Raw genomic sequence first — 16,431 nt, 5'->3', positions numbered from 1 at the left:
AAAACGGGCCACGGCGTGCGCCGTGGCCCAGATGAACGCTCGGAAATTATTGCTATGGTGTCGTCTTCAGGGCGTCCAGTTTTGCCAGGACATCCTCGAGCGCCTTGAGTTCCAGTCCGGCATTCGCGAAGTCGCCTGTCGCCGTGTACTGCTTGTACCGGGTCATCGTGGCGACTGCTTCTGCGATGAGCGCCTTCTGTTCAGCAGTCACCGTCTCGGGCGTGACATTCCCACCCGTCGTCCCCGTCCCTGGTGGTACGACCGGACCAGGTGTTACAACCGGCCCAGGTTCGGTGGTCGCAGGTCCTACCCCGCCAATGTCCACCGGAGTTCCCAGCAAACTGCTCAGAGCCTGATCCAGATTATCCCCCCACACCAGCTTGTCTTTGGTGGCCGCGACGATCTTCTTGATCTGCGGCATCTTGGAACTGCTCGACTGCAGGTAGATGGGCTCGATATACAGCAGTGAGCCGTCGACCGGAAGGATGAGCATGTTGCCCCGCAAGACTTGCGAACCCTGCTGGTTCCAGAGCGTCAACGTCTGGGAGATCTCCGTATCCTGGTCGATGCGGGCCTCGACCTGGAACGGACCATAGACGACACGATCCTTGCTGAACTTGATGACAGACACACGGTTGGGACTGCTGACGTCAGAACTGATTGCCATGAGCGCCACAAGGTTGTCCTTACCGACCGGTGTAAATGGCGTGACCAGCGAGAACACAGGCTTCGTCGACCCCGGCAGTCTGAAAAAGATGTAGTAGGGCTCGATAGCGGTATCCGTTCCCAGGTAGCGTTCCTTTGCCACCGCCCACTGGTCTTCCTGTCCATAGAACACGCGGGGGTCCGTCATGTGGTACTTCGAGAATACATTGCTCTGCAGGGCACCCAGCCCGGATGGATACCGATAGTGGTCCTTGACGAACGAGGGAGCGTCATCGAGCGACTTGAACAACCCCGGGTAGACGCGGTCGATGGTAGCCGCAATGGGATCGGCTTTGTCAATGAGGTAGAAGGTCGTCGTTCCATCGAATGCGTTCACGGTGTACATGAAACTGTTGCGAATGTAGTTGACAGCCTTGCCGTTCAATTCTGTACTGGAATTGTAGTACTCGCTATAGGGAAAGTACTGCGACGTCGTATATCCCTGGCCAAACCAGAAGAGCTTGCCCTCGGGGTCCGCGACGATGTAGGGATCACTGTCCACCTCGAGGAATGGCGCGATGTGCTTGATGCGTTCCTGGAGATTGCGGTAGACCATGATGCGTGATTCGCTGCTGATCTGTCCCGATATCAGGATGTTGACGTCCTGGTTGACGAAGGAGAAGGCAAGCCGGTTGAGCAGCGACAGACGGATGCCGCCGTTGCCCGTGTACTGGTACTGTTTGTTGGCATCGCCCTGCGGATAGTCGAATTCCGACGAGTTGCCCTTGACGATGGCAAACCCGCTCGTGCTTTCACCATAGTAAATGCGTGGCTCGGAAATATTGGCAAAACCACCGCTGCTGACGGGGGGAATGTCCTTCACTGCGTACACGGGTGCGCCTTCGGACGAGAAGTCGCTGACACCATTCACGACCACACCGAACCCATGGGTGTAGACCAGGCGATCGTTGACGAAACTGCGCGACGCATCTGGCAACAGTGACTGGTCCAGTTCACGCGCAGCGATCATGACCTCCTGCGACGTCCCGTTCAATGTGTAGCGGTCGATGTCGATGTCATTGAACTTGTAGTAGCTGCGGATGGACTGCAGCTGTTCGTTAGTATCGGCCAGTGCACGCCAGTCCCACAGCCGCACGTTCTGAAGCACGTCCTTGTTGGCGATGACGGCGCTTGTAGTCAAGGTCGTCTGCGTGCCGGGATCGGGGATCACGTTGACGGCCGACAGGTCGAAAGCAGTGTTGGTCGCCGCGATGTTGTTGGCCAGATAGGGCGTCTCGCGCGCGAGTTCGTTGGGTTTGACGACAAAGCGCTGATAGAGCGCTGGAATACCGGACACAAGCAGAATATACGCGATGAGCGTGACGGCGCCCACCCAGCCGAGGAATTTCGGGTTGGCCAATCGTGGCTTGAACGAAGCCAGCAGGAATACGATGCCACATAACAGGACCCCCACAGCCGTCACCTTGATGAGCGGAATGCGGACGACCTGATCTGTGTTGCTCACACCGAACACGACGCCGTTGCTCTGGAACAGGAGTCCATACATCGAGATCCAGACTCCCACAGCCGCGATCAGCAGCAGGATGCCTGCGAAGAAGCTCAGGCGGTTGCGCAGCCCACGGCGCAGTGCGGCGTCGCCCGGCACGGAACTCGCCATGAGGAAACTTGCGCCGATCACTGCCATTCCACCCACGACGATACCCGCAAGAATGCCCAGGAGCCCTCGCACGACCGGATAGGTGAAGAAGTAGAAGCTGATGCTGTGTCCGAAGATGGGGTCAGTGTACATCGTCGAGGCCACCTGGCGTACAGCCGCCAGCAGCTGCAGACTGAGACCGCTTGCGCCCAGCCCGACGAAATTCGCCGCGACAAAGGCGATAACGATACGCGTCCATTTGAGGACCTGGGACGTGTGGCGAGCGTCGTCCGCGTTCATCCCAGCGAACAGGCCGCGCGGAAGTCCTGTAACTGCCCACACTATGGCATAGGCCACGACGGCCCCCGCCACATAGGCGGCGATTCGCGCCAGTGTCCTTGTCCAGAAGACCTGCCGGTAGCCGACCTCGGTGAAGAACAGGAAATCGGTGTAGATACCTGCCAGCGCCGAGAACAGCAGTCCCGCGACTGCGACGAGCAGGAGCGCTACGCTGAGCCCCAGGGCCCAGCCCCCGAACTTGCTCCTGCGCACCCAGATGAAGATAGCGACAGCCACCAGCAGCAGTACGCCGAACGCCGATATCATTGCCGTCTGTCCAGTCATGATATGTCAACCTCCTGTTTCAAAGCAGAGCGATTACTCTGGAGCAAATCAATGTGCACGCAGCTGGAGTCGATCAGGTTCCTGCAACAATAGGGAGAACACCCGCATCACCCCACGCCGTCGAGAGCATGGAAGACTCCTTATGACAGTCTAAGCCGTTCACCGGCCGAGACAACGCTGACGGCTTGGCAAACAGCTTTGCGTGACTTGCTCCCACCACTTTTAGAAGTGGGGGCTTCTCGCTCAAGAGCAAGATCTGCTCAGTATCAACGAGCTATCCCCGTGTACCCCACGGTTCGTGTTGACTAAAGACAAACCAGCGTTCTTGATGTTGATTGCCGCATTCAGATCTCGGAGAAGATGTGCGCCGCAAGCGCAATCCCATTCGCGATCCTTGAGCGTCAACGCATGATTAACTGCTCCACAAACATGGCACGTCTTGCTTGACGGAAACCACTTGTTGATAGTAACCAGTCGTTTCCCTCTCTCTGCCAATTTGTAGTCAAGGAACAGGCGGAACATACCGAAGCCGTTGTCATTGGTTGATTTTCCCAATTTCAGCGATCCGGCCATCCCGCGCAGGTTGATGTCCTCAACACAGACGTAGTCCCACTTATTGGCAAGTTCCGTGCTCTGCTTGTGAAGCCAGTCTTTGCGGCAGTCCGACACGCGTTCGAGCATCACCGCAATCCTTCGTTTCTGCCGGGCATAGTTGTTGCTGCCTCGAACCATTCTTGAAAGTCTGCGTTGCTCTCTGTTCAAGATACTTTCGGCTTCCCGGTAGAAATGCGGCATATCGGCTTCCGTGTCTTGGCTATCGACGTAGAAGTGGGGACTGCTGTAATCCAGACCGAGAGCTTTGGATTCATCCAACGCAACTACAGGAGGTGTGAACTCGTACTCTGTGAGAATAGCGGCATAGTATCTGCCGGACGAAGTGCATGAAATGGTAACGGATTTGATCTTGTGATCTACCGGTATCTGCCGGTGCAGTTTGATACAAACTAGACCGGTCTTCGGCAACTTCAGGTGTCCGTTCTCGATGCAAATATTGTCATGTATGAGATTCGTGGTGTAGCTGTCACGATGTGATTTCCTGCTCCTGAAGTTGGGGAATCCAACCGACTTGTGTCGAAAGAAGTTGGTATATGCTGTCTGCAATTGGAGTTGAGCATTGCAAAGAGCGAATGCGTCGACCTCTCGCAACCACTTGAAACGTCCTTTGTACTGTGCCGGAGTATTGTGCAGCACGGTCTTGTCAGTCTTATACTGCACGATCTTGTCTGCGAGCATCTGGTTGTAGACGAACCTGGCGCATCCGAAAGCCTTTGCGAACATTGCCTGCTGTTCGGTATTCGGGTAAAGCCGGAATTTGTACGCTTTACGCATGATGCTCACCTCCTTTGCTACTATTAATTATACCGCAGAACGAAAGTGTTGCAGATGTATGCAATTCATCTCGCCACTTTAGAAGTGGGAGAACTCTTGCACAAATATTGTTAGAGTTGTTCACTCCTCCGGACGTTATTGAATCGCCATGTAGCAAGCACAAACATGAGCAGGCCGATCCCTGCGATGATACCAAGTGAAAGATTTGCATTCATATCGGTCTTCGTCTGGTAGGCAAGCCCCACAAAGGACTGTAAAGCATGTGTGGCAGGGAAAATGCGTCCCAACCACATAAGCGACTTGGGCAGCATGGTTGCAGGGAACATAATGCCACTTAAGAGCAACGACGGAAGGAATATGACCATGGAAAGCATGGTTGCAAAAGGTTGGTCGCGTGCAACGACGCCGATGAGCAACCCAATTCCGATACTTGCAAACAGAAATACTGCCAGAACAGCGAAATAGAGTGCTGGAGATCTCGGTATTGCTGAGTGAAAGGCAAGCGGTGACACCACATAGATAATCACAGAGACCAGAAACAGGTGAAGGAAAGCACTGATGGCCTGGACAGACAGCACGGCCATGTCGGGTATGCCATTCACCTTGAAGGCGCGCAATGTTCCCGATTCCCGCATTTTGACGATTGGCGCAGGGCAACCCATAACCGCGCCCATTGTTACGGAGAAAATGGTCATTGAGGCTGCAAGCGTCGTTTTCATCAATGGATTGATCGATGAAAAGACCGCGCCCATTACAAAGAAAAATATGAGTGGCACAAGATAAAAAACCAGCAGAGTCCCCTTGTCCCGCAGATCCATTTTCAACTGAATCCATAGGTACTTAAAAAAGGCTTTCATCTGTTTTCAACCCCTTTCACTAGTTCAAGAAAGCGTTCTTCAAGAGACGGCCGTTCTACCCGCAGATCTTCAACCGTATCGTCGGCGTCCTGTACCCGCTTTAATAGTTCAGTAACCGAAGGTGCAATATCACGGCAGTTCCATTCGAGATAGCCGTCATTGGCTTTCACAAACGTAGCGCCTCCGATATCGCCGCCGGGCAGCAGGGAACCTTTGGTCGTACGCATACGGATACGTGTCTCTTTGCTGCCGGCCGCCGTCACCTGTGCAGGAGTTCCACACACGGCAATCTTGCCATGAATCATGATGGCGATGCGGTCACAGAGTTCTTCGGCCTCCGCCATGTCGTGGGTGGCAAGCAGCACGGTAATGCCCTGCAACCTGATGGTCCGTATCTCTTCATGAAGTTGTGCCCTGCTCTGTACGTCCAGCCCGGCTGTCGGCTCATCCAGAACAAGCACATCCGGGTTGTTCAACAGCGCAAGCACAAGGTGAAGCCGCCTTTTCTGGCCGGCCGACAGTTCCCTGTACTGTTTCTTTAGCAAATCGCTTATCTCAAATTTCTGAATCAGGTCGAGACGTTCGGATAGACCATGCCAGGCACAAATCAGCGCTATCGCTTCACCTACCCGGATGCTGTCCGGCAGCGACGAGGATTGAAGCTGGACACCCAGTTTACTGCGAAGTTCACGCTGATCCGACTGCGGGTCACATCCGGCAACACGCAGTTTACCGCCATTAGCTTTTCGCATGCCTTCCAGACATTCCAGTGTCGTAGTCTTGCCCGCACCGTTTGGTCCCAAAAGCCCGAACACCTCACCACGGCCGACTTCAATGTCGATCCCGTTTACCGCAGTAAACGAGCCGTACCGTTTCACAAGACCCTTTATAGAAACTGCCGATTCAGTCATTCTTACCTGCCTCCATGTTCGAAAGTTGGTTTGAAGATACACATCGAGACCACGGAAAACTTTCTATGACAGTCTAAGCCGTTCACCATTCGAGACAACCGCAGACGACTGATTCATGCGCATCGCGCGGCAGCACCGGATATGAAAACACCCCCATGCGTGGGGGCATCTTCATGCCTGCGGGCCAGGGGAATCTCAGGGTTTGGGGTATGTGATGGTGATCGTCTGGGTCGAGCTTTGCCACTGCACGTCGGCGCCCAGGCTCTCGGCGACGAAGCGCAGTGGGAGCATCGTGCGGCTGTTCAGGATCTGAGGCACGACCTTTGGGTTTGTGCTGTCAATGGGCATCGATTTGCCATTCACCAATGCGCTCGACTTCCCGATGACGAGATTCAGTTTAGTCCCGCCCAGCGATATGGTCACCGTCCGACTGCCGGCATCCCAGGCAACGGTTCCACCAAGTGATTCGATGATTGTCCGGATCGGGATCAGCGTGCGCCCCTCGACAATGACCGGCGGCGCATCCAGAACGATGCTGGAGCTGCCGACTTTCATGGTTGGCAAGCCGACGCGAAGGACAAGAACCGTCCGGGGTTGTTCTGCGAGGACACGCACGGGAATGGAACGCGCCTTTCCTGCAAGTGCCTCCCTCCCTCCGTCTCCGCCAAACAACTGAAGCTCGTCGACATTCAGCTGTGTCGTTCCACCCTCAAGTGCACGAAACGTCAGGACAGCGATACTACCGTTTCCGCTGACCGGCTGGGCGTCGCCCTTGAGTGTCGACGCGATGCGAACTTCGCCTGCGATGCCGTGTTCCTCGATGAACAGCGTATCGGGGCCCATGAGGTCCCCCTTCGCGATACTCACGAATTGCAGCGCCTTGCCGTCATAGGTGACACGGCATCCCGCTCCATACAGATTCTCCGCATCCTGTGCATCCAGCGACACTTGTACCGTCGCTCCCATGGACGTCTCGACCAACCCCCCGCCGACAACCACAGGGGGAGCAGTACGAATCACAACTTTGGCATGGACGGTCGTGGCATTCGCGGGGTCCAGAGCACTGTGAACTTGAACATCCACGGCACCAACTGTCCCCGGCGCGAGGCCCACCGGGACATGAACCGTCACCTCAACCGTGCCTGTCGCTCCAGACGACACTCTAACCGACGCGGGACTGACCGAACTCGACCACCCGCTTCCGCCACTGACGGTCGACTTGACTGTGAATGTGTCTGTCCGGGCACTCCGGTTGCGAAGACTCACCTGGAAACCGGTCGTCGTTCCAGCGGAAACTGCACGCTCCACGGTGTCCAGCCGAACGGTCACGGCGGTCCCCTGTGGCGCCTTTGGCTGGCCATAACTGAGTTCACGGATCACATTATGGAAAGCGTCGGTCACATAAAGGGTGCCCTGCGCCGACCACGCCATCCTGCCCGGCAGATACCAGGACCTGGCCGTAGTCCAGGCGACCGATCCGTCCTGACGGAACGCGACGAAGCGCCCATTCTCGGCGTCGCTTACCAGGATAAGGCCGTCAGGCAGCAGCATCGCATCGTGAGGATAGTACATCTGGCCGGTGCCGCGACCTCCGCCCTTTACTCCGAACACCCGGATAATGGCTCCTTTGGAGCTGTAGCGAACCACCTGTTGAACTTCCGAAGATTCACCCCACAGGCAGACGAGCAGGTCTCCGTTGGGAAGAACGGTCAGTCCGCCGGGCACGCCGGCAGTTTTGAACCGGCCCAGCTCCGTGCCATCGGCCGCCAGATGCACAACAGACCCGTCGCCCTGGTTGCAGGCCCATAGCGTCCCGTCGCTTGCCACCTCGAGATCGCCCGGTCCGTCAACTTTGCCGGCGGCAATAGTCCGGACATAGTTGCCGGCTTCATCGTAGACAGCGATGAATCCGCCGTTGACGTCCTGCGCCGCGACATACACCAATCCCGTACCGCCTGCAGCGACAGACTCCACCAGCTGCATCGAACGGGAACCTGCCTGCATGACGGTGAACAGCTCGTTGCCACTGTGATCCAGAACGTCCACGTATCCGCGGTTCCACCCGATCGTCTGACCGTCGGTGGAGATGACGGGCGAGCTGCAGGCTACCCACAGCTGACCTTTGCCGTCCATTGCGACATCCTGAGGGTTGTTCAGCCGTCCCGGAACGTCGATGGCATAGTCCTGGACAGCCACCACGCCGCCGCCAGGTGCATACTCGATGAGTTTCGCGTGGAAGCCACTGCCGAAGGGATTGGTTGCGTCGCGGAAGAACCCGCTGTTCATGACGTAGACTATGCCGTCAGGCGTGACGGCGACACCGCCGGGGCTGAGAACTTCGCCGTCCTGGATGTCGGTCATGTCGGCTGGGTACTCTCCGAAGCTGCGCAGATACTGCCCGCTGCTGGAGAAGACCTTGACGGCAGGAACCGGCAGTGGACCGGTCCCGCGGTCCGCGACATAGATGTTGCCACGAGCATCGACCGCGAGGTCGGCGGCGCTGGCAATGAGGTTCTCCGCTTCTCCCGGGGCAGCAAAGATACGCACAGCCTTTGTTCCGCTCAACCGATAGACAGCGCTGTTGCCACTGGAAACGACGTAAGGGACAAGGCCCGCCAAGGTCATGCCGGCGGGACGAGAGATGCCTGTCACGGTTGTCACATAGGCGCCTGTCGCGGTGAACTGCTCCAGGCGATCGTTCAACTGGTCTGCGACCCAGATGCTGCCGTCCGGTGTCACCGCAATGCCGGCGGGCCCTTCGAACTGGCCGGCTCCCTTGCCTTCCTTGCCGAACTCCATGAGGACCGAACCGTCGTTGCGATACTTGACAACCTTGTTGCCAAAGAAATCAGCGACATAGATGTTGCCGGCGCTGTCCACGGCGACGTCGGCCGGGTACTGCAACTGACCGCGCCCACTCCCCAGCGACCCGATGACGCGCTTGTGGACAAGGTCGACCGAGAGAATGTGGATGCGGCCATACCCAGTGTCGCACACGACGACATCCCCATTCGGCAGAACAGCCACGCCTTGCGACGGGAATGCTCGTGCCGATGGGTAATCCTTCTCGACAGTGTTGACACTTTCGATGGTCAGTGTCCCGACATAGTCAGAGGGCATCACGCCAATCATATCGACCTCAGTCAACGCGACAGCGCCCCTCGCCATTCCCGTGCCTGGTACCAGCAACGCTCCAAGAAGCGCAATCACACACAGCAGGCCAATTGTTCTCTTCATTCCCGTCTCCTAGGGGTACACGTCGCCATAGTGCTGGCGCAGGATCTGCAGGTCGGCGTCGTCGACGCGACCATCGCCGTTGAGGTCTGCCGTGTTGTCATACTGCTTGTCCCCGACCTTCGAACCATAGGCACGGGCAAGAATGACCATGTCACCAAGGTCCACGCGCTTGTTGCCGTCGATATCCCAGACGTTCGCTCCCGACCGCAACGTCACAGCCAGCGACTGGGCGATCGTTTCTACCGTCCCGCTGCTATTCGTCGCCAGAGGCTTCCCAAGCCACAATTCCGTAGAACCGTCGTGCAGGACAGTAAATGTGATCGTACACACATTGCCGTGCCCCTGGACCTGGGCCATCCCTGTCGCGCCTTTGACTGCAACGCTGCCCGCCAAGGCGTCAACAGTGGAGGCAAAGCTCGACGGGGTTGTTCCCCCCTGGTTCAGGAAGTCGCCTTCCTGGACCGACTTCACCGATAGGTACCATGGTTCGAATTGCACGGCAGCCGCTATGCCTGCAATGCTCGTCGTGGTGTCGGCACTCAGGCTGACTGTCACGTCCTGGCCCACGCGCAGATTCCCGCCCACGATGTTCAGACTGAGCACCGGAACACCTGCCATGCCCATGACATGAATGGGCACCGACTGATGCGCCGCCTCGGAGATCTGCAGGTTGGCCGGATCGTTGTTACTCTCGAGGACCGATGTCCTCAGGAGATAGTCTCCGTCGGTCAGGAAGAGGTTGCCGTGAACATCCCGACCGTTCCACGTAAACCCGTGGTCGCCCACGAGCAACAGCGACCTCCGGTACACGGTCCCGAACGTTGTCACGCCATCTATGCCCGTGACCGCAGCCACGACCTCCGATGCAAAGCTGGAACCCTGGGGGCCTTCACCTGCCTCCACGGCAGGTCGCACGCCACCGTAGCCAATGTTGAACTGAACGTCCATCGTGCCACCGGGCGCCGCCAAGGTTGCTGTGCTCGTCTGCATCTCGCTCAACTGTTCAGGGACCTTAACACTCGCACGCCAGAAGATGTAGGGCACGTGCAAGATTCCGCTGATCGACTGCAGGGTGATCATCCCCTCGTGTGGCCCATCTTTGACGGTTGCCGGGTTCACAGTCGTGGTCACGCTCACCTGCGCGGTCCCGCCGGGTGCGACGACGACAGATGACGGGACTACAGTCACCTCCACGCCTGCCCGCGCGTCCATCGTCCAGCCGAACGAAGGCGAGAAAGTCACACTATGATCCGAGAGACTGCGTATAGTGATCGTCGTCGCAGTCGCAATGCTGTCATCGTCGACAAGAACGGTCCCTGTCTGAAACGTCGTCGTTCCGTCGGATGTGGCTACCTCGGCCACGGCTGGAGTGTCGATGGCAGCCGGTACATCGACCCGGCCGGCTCCCTGCAATGTCCACGTGATGACTTCGCCATTCTGCCAGTTGCGAAGAACATTGGAGGTGTTCATCAGCGCCAGCTTGACCGTCTGCGGTGTCCAGTCGGGATGTGCCGCCTTGATCAGCGCGACGGCTCCGGCCACCCCCGGCGAAGCCATCGACGTGCCGTCCAGCCTGGCATACTCGCCGCCCAGAAACGTCGAGTTCACCGTGACACCGGGCGCAGACACCTCCGGCTTGAAGTGAAAGTCCTCGGTGGGACCCATGGAGCTGAAGTCTGCAAGCGTCCCCAGGTCGCTCCGTGTCCCAAACCGGACGACAAGTCCCCTCGTCGTCAACATCTTGAGGTCCAGTCCTGCGTCCTGGGTGATGCCAATGCAGGGGATATAGTTCCTGGTCTCGTCGCCAGCCGCTACCCTGAGCGTCATAGAAATGACTCCAGGGCTGTGGTTGTAGATGATGACACCGGCAGCTCCCGCCGCCTGCGCATTCAGGACTTTGTCGCGGAAGTAGATCCCGCTGGTCCCGACAGGGCCCCGCTCGACAAGTGCGACCTTGCCCGTGACGTTCACAGCAGCGAAATCCGCCTTCGAGCCATACCCGGCATCCACGATGCTGTACATGGAGCCTTCCTTGAACGCTGGAGCGATGTCGGCATAACTACCCATGATGTTGTCCAACCCCGTTCCGGTCGGCGTTACAACCTCCACTACTGGATACGGGCCGTCGTTGGAGGCGGCTACCGCGATGGCATTCAGCGCTGTCGCCGGCGAACCCAGGGGCCAGTTGGTCTCGGGGTTACGTGGGCCGGAGTTGCCCGTCGCTGCGACGACTACGACACCCGCCTTGACCGCGTTGTTGATCGACTCGTTCTCGGGCGTATCGGCGGTTCCCCCAGACGTGCCCAGGGACAGGTTGACCACTGTGCAGCGGTTCCGCACGGAGCGGTCAAGTGCCGCAATGATGTCCCCATCAGCAGCTCCTCCTCCCTGGTCACTGAAAACCTTGTAGGCATAAAGCTTCGCCTTTGGCGCGACACCCTGCACCTTGCCGTCCGCGGCGGCAATGCCTGCAACGTGTGTACCGTGGCCCTGAATGTCAATGGGGTCGCTGTCCTTGTCGGCGAAGTCGTATCCTCCCACCACCTTTGCATTGGGAAATTTCGCTCCGCCAAGGTCCGGATGCATGTAGTCGATACCTGTGTCGATGATGCCAATGGTCGTACCGGTTCCGTCAAGTTTTTGCCCCCCCGCCGATGTGCGGTTCCACAACGCCTGATCCACTCCCATGGCGGCATTTGTATCCTCGTCCAGGACTTGCGCCTGCTGAGATTCGTAGACAAACGAGACATGGTTCGTCCCCGCAACCGCTGCGAGGTCATACCCCACAACGCTCAGTGCGAGACCATTGAAGGTCACGCTCAGTCGCTGCTTGATCGTATACCTGACACCCTGTGCCGCCAGCGACAACAAAAATACATTTTGCTCCTGCGAGATCGCTGCTTCCGATGCGTGCGTGGTCACGGTGTCCAGCCACCCTTCCGCTCCTGCATCCTGGACTCTACCGACCAACGGAAGACCCTGCATGCGGACGATGACGTCCTGTGGTGATGGCGATGACCCGGCACGGGCCAGAAATTCGGCGTCGATCGTGGGCAGGTTCACTGCACTGAGAACCGGCTTCCCTGACAGCGCACACGCTAATACCAGAGCCACCACTACCATGATTCTCAGACACCACTGCAGTCGCTTCGTCATCGTTTTCCTCCTGCGCCGCCGGCGGACCGCATGCTCAACCCGCACAGAGGCAGATGTGTTGGGTATACAGCCAAACCGCCCTGAGGTCAATGAAGACACGGGTTCTTGCCGTACCGGTGCGGACGTCTATACTATTGTTCTCTGCAACTGCAGAGAACAATTCTTCGAGCTGCCCGACCTTCGGCGCAAGCCATGGCGTACAGCCGGCAGGGTACGGCGGGAAACGGCCATGCCTCCCATTGTGGAAAGGAGAAGACATGAACGAATGCACGAAAGCAGCAACGGGTGATTATGATCATCCGGCAGTGTCTATACGTGGCCAGACTACAGATAAAATTCCCTTTAAGCTGACCTACGCGACCATGTTTGAGCCTCCACCCGAACTCCATGCAAGGTTTGAACGTGCCCTTGAAACCCTCACACCGACTCTTGGAGCAGCCTACCCCATGCTGTGGGGCGGGGAGTCGCACTACAGTCCGGACGTGTTCGAGGATCGCTCGCCCACTGATGGAACAGTCCTCGGGTACTTCCAGAAAGGAACGGAACAGGACGCGACCGATGCACTGACAGCAGCCCGCGCGGCGGCACCGCTGTGGGCTGCAACCCCTTGGAAGGAACGCGTGCGCGTCATGCGTGCCGCAGCCGATCTGCTTGAGGAACGCGTGTTCACTCTGGGAGCCATTCTGTCGCTCGAAGTCGGCAAGAACCGTATGGAAAGCCTTGGTGATGGCGCCGAGGCTATCGAGATGATCCGTTATGCGTGCAGTCAGATGGAACGGGCCAATGGACTAGCTCTGCCGATGGAGTCCGACCCACTGCGTGGCTACCGCGGTACAAACATGTCCGTATTGCGACCATACGGCGTCTGGGTGGTTATCAGCCCATTCAACTTCCCGGCTTCCCTCACGGCAGGTCCCACAGGCACAGCGCTGGTTGCAGGCAATACCGTTGTCATCAAACCGGCAACCGATACGCCGTGGGGACCGTGGTTCATCGCCAGAACTCTGCTGGATGCGGGAGTGCCGGCAGGTGTCGTCAACTTCGTGACGGGTCCCGGCTCAACACTCGGTAAGACACTCACCGACAGCCCAGAGGTCGACGGGCTGACGTTCACGGGATCATATGAAATCGGCATGGGCATCTACCACTCGTTCGCGGGCGGAAAGTGGGTCAGACCCCTTGTGCTCGAGATGGGAGGGAAGAACGCCACGATTGTCTCTCGTCACGCAAATCTGGATGACGCCGCGACAGGTATCGTGCGCAGTGCCTTTGGACTACAGGGACAGAAATGCTCAGCCTGCTCCCGGGTACTGGTCGAGGACGACGTCTATGACGAACTCCTGAAGCGTCTCGCGGACATGACGTCACATCTTGTCGTGGGGAATCCCGTCGAAGCTGCCGTCGCGTGTGGCCCCGTCATCAACCGCAAGGCGCAGCAAGACTACACCGCTTACTGCGCAGAGCTCCAGGCGGTCGGCCGGATTGTCTGCGGCGGCAAGATCCTGCAGGACGGGCCATGCGAGCATGGTTTCTTCTGCGCTCCCACGGTCGTGGCAGACGTCCCGTTCACGCACTCCCTGTGGAGCACGGAGATGTTCCTGCCGATCACGATGATTGGACGTGTATCATCGCTTGACGAGGCCATGAAGATTACCAACAGCGTTGACTATGGGCTGACCGCCGGTTTCTATGGAAGCAGAGAGGAAACCGACTGGTTCTTCGACCACATCCAGGCAGGCGTCACCTACGCCAATCGCCCGCAGGGAGCCACAACGGGAGCCTGGCCGGGATTCCAGCCGTTCGGTGGATGGAAAGCTTCGGGTTCCACCGGCAAGAATGCGGGCGGCGTCTATTATCTGCCTCTCTACATGCACGAACAGATACAGGTGACGATCGAGAAGATCGACTGACAGACAGTCGGTTTTAACAGCGAAGAGGGTTGAGGCCGTACAACGCCTCAACCCTCTTCGCTGTTGCTGCCCCGTTTCTTGCCGTACCGGTGCAGACGTTTATACTATTGTTCTCTGCAAGTGCAGAGAATAATTCTTCGAGCTGTCCGACCTTTGGTGCAAGCCATGGCGTACAGCCGACAGGGTACGGCGGGAAACGGCCGTGCCTCCCATTGTGGAAAGGAGAACTAATGAAACGAGGTCTGTCACGTCTGCTGGTCCGTCGCATCCTTGCGGCGGCACTCATTCTCGCGTTTCTGTCTATGGCGTCCGCTCTCCCGGCGCGCGCCGCAACATTGTCCGACATTGCTGGGCGTCCCGACCAGGCCGTCATCGAACGGGTCGTCGCCAAAGGGTTCATGAAGGGCTATCCGGACGGGACGTTCCGCCCCGACGCCTCTGTCACCCGTGCCGAGTTCATCGTGGCACTTGCGCGCTCTGCAGGGCTCGACCCCGTGCAGTCGCCCGCCAAAATGCTCAAGGACCTGCCCACGAGCAACTGGGCTGCTCCTCTTGTCTACGCCGCTATCGCCAAGGGCTGGGTCTCCGGATACCCGGACGGGACTTTTCACCCCACAGCCAATATCACACGTGAGGAATCGATGGCTGTCGTCGCACAGCGCATGGGTTTCGAGATCCGCGGTATGGCGACGCACGTCGTCCTGGACAAGGTCGCAGGATCAGATGATCTCTCAGAGTGGGCCCGGACAGCTGCTGCTGCCTGTGTACAGGAAGGTATGGTCACCGATGTGACCAAGCCGACCTCTGCCATCACCCGTGCTCAGACTGCCGCCTACTTCCCTGCCATCCTCGACTACAAAGAGCCCGCAACGCAGTCGATGATCCTCTCTACGACGACGTCCACCTATGACTCTGGACTCCTGACCTTCCTTATCCCCATTTTCGAGAAGTCCAACCACGTGAAGGTCAAGATCATCTCCGTCGGCACCGGTCAGGCCATCACGACTGGCCGCAAGGGCGACGCCGATGTCCTGCTCGTACACGCGCGTGCCCAGGAAGATCAGTTTATGGCCGACGGCTTTGGCCTCTTCCGCGACGACGTCATGTACAACGATTTTATCATCGTCGGACCGGCTAGCGACCCTGCGAAGATCAAGGGCATGACCAACGCAACCGCGGCATTCACGAAGCTTGCCGCTTCCGGTTCGACCTTCATCAGCCGTGGCGACAACTCCGGCACCAACACCAAGGAGCTCGACATCTGGAAAGCAGCGGGCATCACGCCTGCCGGCAAGCCCTGGTATCTCAGCGCGGGACAGGGGATGGGTGAAGTCCTCATGATGACCGACCAGAAGCAGGCCTATACACTGACCGACCGCGCCACGTACCTCGCGTATCAGAAAGGCGGCAAGATCAACCTGCCGATCCTCGTCCAGGGGTCCCAAGGGCTGCTCAATCCCTACGGCCTCATGCCCATCAATCCCGCCAAGTATCCAACGGTCAAGGTCGACCTCGCCGTTCGATTCGCTGATTTCATGACCGGCCTGCCCGGTCAGGAACTCATCAAGAGCTTCGGCGTCGAGCAGTACGGGCAGACCCTCTTTTTCCCGGACTCCACCGAATGGAAGGCTACGCGCAGTCTCGACATTGTTCTCCCCGGCGGCAAGACAATTGCCTACCGCCTGAACGACGTGCGCAAGTTCCCTGTGACGACCATCAAGGTCTACCCACAAAACAACCAGTCACTGACACCGGTTTCGTACGGCGGTGTCCAGCTCATCGACATCCTGAAGGTCATCTCGCCTGATCTTGCAGCCGCTGAGCGCCTGACTGTTATCGCGACCGCCACCGACGGCAGTCACGTGACGCTGGATTACAACGACATCTACAACACAAGCACCGGCACGAAGATCACAGTCGTCTACCTCAAAGGCGGTGCGACACTCTCGACCGATGACGGCTTCATGGCTCTCATGACCACGAATGGTACGTTCCTCGTGAATACCGTCAAGTACATCTACCGTCTCGAGATCTCCAAGTAGGAT

The 16,431-nt window shown here is 58.0% G+C and carries 8 protein-coding genes and 2 riboswitches; of the genes, 2 read left to right on the top strand and 6 right to left on the bottom strand.

Annotated elements, in window-relative coordinates; all coding sequences use genetic code 11:
- Window positions 1-52: 52 nt before the first annotated feature.
- From SMC3_RS07560 to SMC3_RS07535, 6 genes are all read right to left on the bottom strand, one after another.
- Window positions 53-2,926: a UPF0182 family protein gene (locus SMC3_RS07560; RefSeq protein ID WP_119089981.1), complete on the bottom strand. Its 2,874-nt coding sequence runs from the start codon at window positions 2,924-2,926 to the stop codon at window positions 53-55.
- A 243-nt stretch (window positions 2,927-3,169) separates the two neighbouring features.
- Complete coding sequence (locus tag SMC3_RS07555; RefSeq protein ID WP_165846672.1) at window positions 3,170-4,315, bottom strand: RNA-guided endonuclease InsQ/TnpB family protein; 1,146 nt, start codon at window positions 4,313-4,315, stop codon at window positions 3,170-3,172.
- Window positions 4,316-4,425: 110 nt separating this feature from the next.
- Window positions 4,426-5,172, bottom strand: coding sequence for an ABC transporter permease (locus SMC3_RS07550; protein WP_119087215.1), 747 nt, complete (start codon window positions 5,170-5,172; stop codon window positions 4,426-4,428).
- Window positions 5,169-6,083 carry an ABC transporter ATP-binding protein gene (locus tag SMC3_RS07545; protein WP_119087214.1) on the bottom strand — a complete coding sequence of 305 codons (915 nt, stop codon included), beginning with the start codon at window positions 6,081-6,083 and terminating at the stop codon, window positions 5,169-5,171. The genes SMC3_RS07550 and SMC3_RS07545 overlap by 4 nt, the downstream gene beginning before the upstream one ends.
- A gap of 195 nt (window positions 6,084-6,278) precedes the next feature.
- Window positions 6,279-9,320, bottom strand: a complete 3,042-nt coding sequence (locus tag SMC3_RS07540) for a stalk domain-containing protein (RefSeq protein WP_119087213.1) — start codon at window positions 9,318-9,320, stop codon at window positions 6,279-6,281.
- Between the two features lie 9 nt (window positions 9,321-9,329).
- Window positions 9,330-12,476 carry a S8 family serine peptidase gene (locus tag SMC3_RS07535; protein ID WP_119087212.1) on the bottom strand — a complete coding sequence of 1,049 codons (3,147 nt, stop codon included), beginning with the start codon at window positions 12,474-12,476 and terminating at the stop codon, window positions 9,330-9,332.
- Window positions 12,477-12,626: 150 nt separating this feature from the next.
- A riboswitch (molybdenum cofactor riboswitch) is annotated at window positions 12,627-12,744 on the top strand.
- On the opposite strand from SMC3_RS07535, the gene SMC3_RS07530 reads away from it, so the two are divergent.
- Together SMC3_RS07530 and SMC3_RS07525 are read left to right on the top strand one after the other, a co-directional pair.
- Window positions 12,734-14,386 carry an aldehyde dehydrogenase family protein gene (locus tag SMC3_RS07530; protein WP_119087211.1) on the top strand — a complete coding sequence of 551 codons (1,653 nt, stop codon included), beginning with the start codon at window positions 12,734-12,736 and terminating at the stop codon, window positions 14,384-14,386. It overlaps the preceding riboswitch by 11 nt.
- A 123-nt stretch (window positions 14,387-14,509) precedes the next feature.
- A riboswitch (molybdenum cofactor riboswitch) is annotated at window positions 14,510-14,627 on the top strand.
- Window positions 14,617-16,428 carry a substrate-binding domain-containing protein gene (locus SMC3_RS07525; protein WP_119087210.1) on the top strand — a complete coding sequence of 604 codons (1,812 nt, stop codon included), beginning with the start codon at window positions 14,617-14,619 and terminating at the stop codon, window positions 16,426-16,428. Its footprint overlaps the riboswitch before it by 11 nt.
- The last annotated feature ends 3 nt before the right edge of the window (window positions 16,429-16,431 follow it).

It is taken from the genome of Candidatus Cryosericum hinesii (assembly GCF_003570985.1).
Classification (GTDB): Bacteria; Caldisericota; Caldisericia; order Cryosericales; family Cryosericaceae; genus Cryosericum; species Cryosericum hinesii.
This window is presented reverse-complemented; position numbering and strand designations above follow the sequence as displayed.